The following is a 7,256-nucleotide window of genomic DNA, read 5'->3' as shown; positions in this document are numbered from 1 at the left end:
CCTGTCTTTTACTTCATCACCGCGTTTCAGCGGCAACTTTTATAATATATCACCTTCAGCGGATTAATGCAAGACTTTTTTGAAATTATTATTTTTTCAATTTCAAAAGGTCATCTTGCGCTCGCCAGCGGGTAAATATTACTATAACCCAAAGCATGTCCAAATATCAACCCTAAGGGGAACTTTTCTTTAGAATCCAAATCATTACTCTACAAGGCAAACAGACCACAGGCAACCATCAGTATACTCTCCACTCTCAAATACCTCTATAGCTGCTAGAAACACAGCTCAATACATTCGTAATTTGCGTTGCTTATATGAGTAGCCAGATTAGTCCGAAATCACCTTATCGATATAAAGTTGTCGAAGTTGCATCAGATTTACGATTCCATCTTCAGTAAACACCATGGGACGCGTAGGGTGGCTTCGATCCGAAAAAACAATCTCTCCCACACGACCATCATTTAAACGCACATGCGTGCCCTGATGAAACTGGGTTGTCTTGTCAACGAAAGTCTGAACCACGCCGGGGTCCAGCTTGCCAAAGGATTCGGATCGAAGCTCTTCCAGCACCACATAAGGAGATTGGGTCTGGCTGTAGCAGCGTTTCAGTGTCATGGCATGATAGATGTCAGCCACGCCTACGATTTTGGCATAAACATGGATCTGATCTCCTGTTAACTGAAAGGGATAACCGCTTCCGTCTATTTTTTCATGATGCTGCAAGGCTGTTAATTTAACACCCTCATTGATCGCCGATAGCTTGCGCAACTGCTGATACCCATAAGTCGTGTGCCTTCTCATCTCTTCCGTTTCCTGGGGGGTCAGCGGGGTAGGCTTGTACAATAGCGCCAGAGGCAATTGAGTATTCCCTATGTCATGCAGTAGTCCGGCAAATGCAACCTGCATCCACTCCTTCTGCGGCAAGTCATGCCATTTGGCCAGCAAATATGAGGTTAATGACGTAAGTATAGCGTTGTGATAGAAATAATCGGATTCCTTGAAGTTCCGTGGGGCAAAGCTCAAAACGCGGTAATAAGGCAACAGGTCAATTAGTATTTCCAATTGATGTCGAAGATCATATAAGGGTAATTCGGCAACAAATGCAGATTGAAAAGCATTTTTTGTGAGCTGGAGCATCCGTTCATATTCCTGATGGAAAGTGGTCTGCGGACTGACTGCGAGAACTTCTCTGGTATTTACCTGCTTCATCTGCTCCCCAGTTAGGGACTTGTCTACTCCTACTCGTTCGTTCACAGGTAGTGCCGTCAGCCTCTCTACCATCCCTGGTATAGAACCATCCTCTACCTCAATCTGAGGAACCAGGAAAGCCCTTATGAGCTCCACATCTCTCAAATCAAGAACCTTTCCCTTGTGCAGCAAGAGACCACCTAACGGACTGTACACATGACTCGTAAGCTTGACTCCGGGCTGAACATCCATAATCGAAATATTCGCCATTTCCCTACCCTCTCCTTAAAGGATATCACTTAGAGACCGTCTTCCCCATGATTCGACATAGGTATAAAGAACTATAAATCTACCCCCTATCATTATAGTATGCTACCAAAATAAAAAGAACCCCCGTCACCGGGAGTTCTTGGGTTGAGAGAAAGTTTATTCTTCCTCACCATTTGTTTCGGAACCTTCTACCTCGGCTGAATCCTCCGAGAGAAGCATTTCCTCGTTAAGTTCATCTTCTTCTTCGCTCTTATCGGAGCGGCAAACGGTAGCTACCGAATCATCCTCGCGGATGTTGATCAGCTTGACGCCTTGCGTGTTCCGACCCATGGTGGAGATTCCCTCCATGCTCGTACGGATTAACGTACCACTGGAAGTAATAATCATCAGGTCCTCTTCATCCTTCACAACCTTCAGACTGACTACCGTCCCGTTCTTATCCGTTACGTTAATCGTCTTAATCCCCTTACCACCACGAGTTTGCTTACGGTATTCCGAGACCGGAGTCCGCTTACCATAGCCCTTGGCCGTTACAATCAATACGTCTTGGTCTGGGACAACAACGTCCATGGCAATCAATTCGTCGTGGTCGTCCAAGGTGATGCCCTTAACCCCAGTAGCAGCTCTACCCATAGAGCGTACGTCACTTTCCTGGAAGCGAATAGACATCCCTTGAGCCGTGCCCATAATCACTTCCTGCTTGCCATCGGTGAGCTTCACATCAATCAGAGTATCATCGTCCCGTAGATTAACGGCGATCAAGCCGCCTCTGCGAATATTAATGTAATCCTCGATTGGCGTTTTCTTCACGATGCCTCGCCGTGTAGCGAAGAATAAATACTTATCTTCGTCAAAGCGTTCAACCTCGATGACTGCGTTAACCGTCTCACCCTGCTCAATTTGAATCAGGTTAATGATAGGTGTCCCGCGCGCCGTCCTGCCAAGCTCAGGAATCTCGTAGGCTTTGAGCCTATAGGCCTTCCCGCGGTCGGTGAAGAACATCAGATAATGGTGGGAGTTCGTTACAAATAGATGCTCCACAAAGTCATTATCCTTCGTATCCATCCCAACTACCCCACGTCCGCCACGTTTCTGGCTACGATAGGTCGTTACTGGCAGACGTTTGATATAACCCGTATGTGTAATTGTAATGACCACTTCTTCTTGAGGAATCAGATCCTCATCCAGAATACTCTCTTCACCAACGGTGATTTCTGTACGGCGTGGATTATTATATTTGTCGCGAATCTCCTGCAATTCCTCATCAATGATACTTAATACCAGATGTTCGTTCGCAAGGATTTCATGATACTCGGCGATTCTTTGTAACAGTTCGTTATATTCGCCTTCAATCTTCTCACGTTCCAAACCGGTCAACCGGCGAAGTCTCATATCCAGAATGGCCTGGGCTTGTTCATAGCTCAGACCAAAACGATTGATCAAGCCCTCGCGAGCCTCCTCGTCCGATTTGGAGCCACGAATGAGCGCAATAACTTCGTCAATGTAATCCAGCGCAATCCGCAAGCCTTCGAGAATATGTGCTCTGGCTTCGGCTTTCTTCAAGTCAAATTCCGTACGCCGGCGCACGACTTCAATCTGATGCTGCAAGTAATGGCTAAGTGCTTCCTTGAGCGTCAGAATCTTCGGCTCATTGTTCACGATAGCCAGCATATTAATACCAAACGTGCTTTGTAGCGCCGTATGCTTGTACAAATTGTTCAGCACCACGCTTGGATTCACGTCACGGCGAAGCTCAATGACCACGCGCATCCCGGTACGGTCAGATTCATCACGCAAATCGGTAATACCGTCGATTCTCTTCTCCCGTACCAGTTCGGCAATCTTCTCCACCAACCGGGCTTTGTTAACTTGATATGGCAGTTCCTCAACTACGATCCGCGCTTTGTTGTTATGCTCTTCGATGTTCGTTCTTGCCCGCATCGTCACAGAGCCGCGTCCTGTCGTATAAGCCTGACGGATACCGGATCGTCCCAAAATATAACCTGCAGTTGGAAAATCCGGACCTTTAATATAATCCATCAATTCCAGCGAGCTGATGTCCGGGTTCTTAATAATCGCTTGAACCCCTTCAACAACCTCACCCAGGTTATGCGGCGGAATATTAGTGGCCATCCCAACCGCTATCCCTGATACCCCGTTGACCAGCAGGTTAGGGAACCGGGAAGGCAAGACAATAGGCTCGTGCTCTTCGCCATCATAGTTAGGCATGAAATCAACGGTTTCTTTGTTGATGTCACGCAGCATTTCCATCGCAATTTTGGACAGCCGTGCTTCCGTATAACGCATGGCCGCAGCCATGTCGCCGTCGATGGAACCAAAGTTGCCATGACCGTCGACAAGCATATACCGCATTGAGAAGTCCTGAGCCATCCGTACCATCGTTTCATAAACAGCCGAGTCCCCGTGGGGATGGTACTTACCAATGACCTCACCAACGATTCTCGCCGATTTCTTGAACGGCTTATCAGGATGCATGCCAAGTTCGTTCATAGCAAACAAAATGCGGCGGTGTACCGGTTTTAGACCGTCCCGTACATCCGGCAACGCGCGGCTGACAATAATGCTCATAGCGTAATCCATAAAGGATTCGCGCATTTCCACATTAATGTCCCGATCTATGATTTGAGAGAATTTTTCTTCCGCCATGCTGGACCTCCTTCAATATCTATCCACGTGCCTCGCTAGGGAAAAAGCCTGAAAAACCGCCACTTATATATATTTGTTTCACATAATGAGCTCAATTAAACCTGGCCGTTTTCCAGAGCACCATCCATATAGACAGCAAAAAATAGGGATGTGTCCACTCCCATCGATACGTGCGTTCATACACTACGGATATAGGCATTTTCTTTGAAATGCCGAAAAATCTTATAAAATCCCCATATCTTATTATTATACCATTGTTTATCTCTTCTGTCCTATGTTTTTCGTATGGAGAAGCAGGGACAAAAACACCACTCAAGAAAGGATGGAACCTATTTTGACGATTCAACGCATCGCGAGCAAATGGGAGAAAACCAAGGTCATTTACCGGCAAGAGTCGCTCCGTGCCTATATCCCCGATACCCGCAAATACTCTCTGGAGCAACTCCGAAGTATGCTGGATACTTACGGCTACGTCTTTATCAAGCCTGATCATGGAACGTACGGCAATGGCGTCATGAGCATCGAGCAGTGGACCGATGATCTGGCTCCGGATAATCCGGTTCAATACAAGCTGCGGTTCGGCATCGAGAGTAGGCTGTTTGAGACCGTAGATGAACTCTATACTGCCTTAAACGAAAAGATAGAAACCCGTCCTTATTTGATTCAAAAGGGTATCCATTTACTCACGCATCGACGTCGCAGATTTGATATTCGTGCTCTGGTGCAGCAAACGCCAAATAAAAACTGGGAGACAACCGGAATCATCGGCCGGGTCGCCGCTCAGCAGAAAGTCATCACCAATTACCACGGTGGCGGAGATGTCATGCTGATTGAGGATCTGCTTGGTTCATACATGGGGCCACGTGAATTTGCCCAAAAGTACAGAGAAATAAAATCTCTTGGTGTCCAGGTGGCAAGGCAGATGGCTCATAAGTTCCCCAAGCTGAAGGAGATCGGTCTGGACATTGCCATTGATGAACAACATCAGCTTTGGATTCTGGAAGTGAATACGAAGCCGGCACTCTTTCCCTTCAAGCTGCTTCATTCCAAGGAGGTCTACCAGAAAATACGTCGTTATGCCGTCGCTTACGGACGGTTGAAAGCCAAGAGCATAAAATAACAAAAGGCTGCGCCAAGCACCCGGGGCAACAAGGCCCTGCTTGGAACAGCCTTTCTCTACTGCATGGCCTGGTATGGAATACCGGATGCAGATTAAATATCGAGATTTTTTACATGTCTCGCATGCTCATGGATGAAGTCACGCCGAGGTTCAACGTTATCCCCCATCAAGACATCAAAGATGGCATCAGCCTGAATGGCATCGGCAATCGATACCTGCTGCATCGTCCGACTTTCCGGATCCATAGTCGTATCCCATAGCTGCTCCGGATTCATCTCGCCCAAACCTTTATAGCGCTGTACGTTTACTTTCACGCCTTCCCCGAATTCAGCGATAATATCATCGCGTTCCTTCTCGGAACCGGCATACCGAACCACCTTGTTGCGCTCAATCTTGAACAATGGCGGCTGAGCGATATAAACGTAACCCGCTTCGATAATTCTCCGCATGTAACGGAAGAAGAAGGTCAACAGCAGCGTACGAATATGCGCACCGTCGACGTCGGCATCGGTCATGATGATGACCTTATGGTACCGAGCCTTCGCAATATCGAATTCTTCACCAATCCCCGTACCCAGCGCCGTAATAATAGCCCGGATCTCAGCATTACCGAGAATGCGGTCGAGCCGTGCTTTCTCAACGTTCAGGATCTTCCCGCGCAATGGAAGGATGGCTTGGAAGTGACGGTCACGCCCTTGCTTGGCCGACCCCCCCGCAGAGTCACCTTCGACGATGTACAGCTCACTGATCGAGGCGTCCTTAGAAGAACAGTCTGCCAGCTTACCTGGCAGCGAGCTGACCTCCAGTGCACTCTTCCGCCGTGTCAGTTCCCGAGCTTTACGAGCAGCTTCTCTGGCTCGTGAGGCTTGCAGAGACTTCTCCAGCACCCGCCGCGACACAGCCGGATTCTCCTCCATAAACTCCTGTAACTTCTCGGCAAATAAGGACTCTACAATCCCGCGAACTTCACTATTACCAAGCTTAGTTTTAGTTTGCCCTTCAAATTGCGGCTCTGGAATCTTCACAGAGATAATCGCAGTCAAACCTTCCCGCACATCATCGCCAGTTAGATTGGAATCGCTATCCTTAATCATGCCGCTTTTCCGAGCATAATCGTTAATAATTCTTGTCAAAGCACTCTTAAAACCTGATTCGTGCGTCCCGCCTTCATGCGTATGGATATTGTTCGCAAAAGAAAATATATTCTCTGTATAGCTGTCATTATATTGCAATGCGACCTCCACTTGAATCATATCCCGCTGACCTTCAACGTAAATAGGATTCTCGTGAAGCACCTCACGATTCTGATTCAAATACTTCACGTACTCGTTGATGCCGCCCTCGTAATGGAACGACTCTCCGGTGTCAGTCCGCTCATCAAACAGGGACAAATTGATGCCCTTGTTCAGGAAAGCCAATTCGCGGATCCGGGTCAGCAACGTGTTATATTCATACTCCGTTGTTTCCGTGAAGATATCTACATCCGGCCAGAATGTCACGGTTGTTCCCGATTCCTCGGAAGTACCGACAACCTTCAGGTCATATTGCGGTATACCTCGGCGATATTCCTGTTGGTACACTTGGCCTTCCCGTTTGACCTGAATAATTAATTTTTCGGACAAGGCGTTAACGACTGAGACGCCTACCCCGTGAAGCCCACCGGATACTTTATATCCGCCACCGCCGAATTTACCTCCGGCATGAAGTACCGTCATGACGACTTCAACCGTCGATTTCTGCAGCTTCTCATTCATGCCGACCGGAATGCCCCGGCCATTATCGATAACCGTGACACTGTTATCCTGATGAACAATGACGTCGATTTTATTGGCGTAACCGGCTAATGCCTCATCGATACTATTGTCCACGACCTCCCATACCAGGTGATGCAGACCGCGGGAACTGGTTGAGCCGATGTACATTCCGGGCCGTTTACGTACCGCTTCCAGGCCTTCAAGCACCTGTATATTACTCTCGTCATATGTTTGTTCATTCATTGACAATGCCT

The 7,256-nt window shown here is 47.8% G+C and carries 4 protein-coding genes; 1 reads left to right on the top strand and 3 read right to left on the bottom strand.

Annotated features, from left to right (window positions below):
- Positions 1-330 precede the first annotated feature (330 nt).
- The gene (locus AC1VOR_RS19645) at positions 331-1,461 is read right to left on the bottom strand and encodes an HD-GYP domain-containing protein (protein WP_482620338.1); all 1,131 of its coding nucleotides are present in this window, start codon (positions 1,459-1,461) and stop codon (positions 331-333) included.
- A 156-nt stretch (positions 1,462-1,617) separates the two neighbouring features.
- Positions 1,618-4,128: a DNA gyrase subunit A gene (gene gyrA / locus AC1VOR_RS19640; RefSeq protein WP_482620337.1), complete on the bottom strand. Its 2,511-nt coding sequence runs from the start codon at positions 4,126-4,128 to the stop codon at positions 1,618-1,620.
- A gap of 334 nt (positions 4,129-4,462) precedes the next feature.
- Between gyrA and AC1VOR_RS19635 the strand changes: the two genes are divergently transcribed.
- On the top strand, positions 4,463-5,248 hold the full coding sequence (locus AC1VOR_RS19635; RefSeq protein WP_482620336.1) for a YheC/YheD family protein: 786 nt from the start codon (positions 4,463-4,465) through the stop codon (positions 5,246-5,248).
- 92 nt (positions 5,249-5,340) lie between these two features.
- Here AC1VOR_RS19635 and gyrB read toward each other — a convergent pair whose 3' ends face one another.
- Complete coding sequence (gene gyrB / locus AC1VOR_RS19630) at positions 5,341-7,245, bottom strand: DNA topoisomerase (ATP-hydrolyzing) subunit B (RefSeq protein WP_482620334.1); 1,905 nt, start codon at positions 7,243-7,245, stop codon at positions 5,341-5,343.
- Positions 7,246-7,256 lie beyond the last annotated feature (11 nt).

This window comes from Paenibacillus sp. 1SOY10 (assembly GCF_056836745.1).
This window is presented reverse-complemented; position numbering and strand designations above follow the sequence as displayed.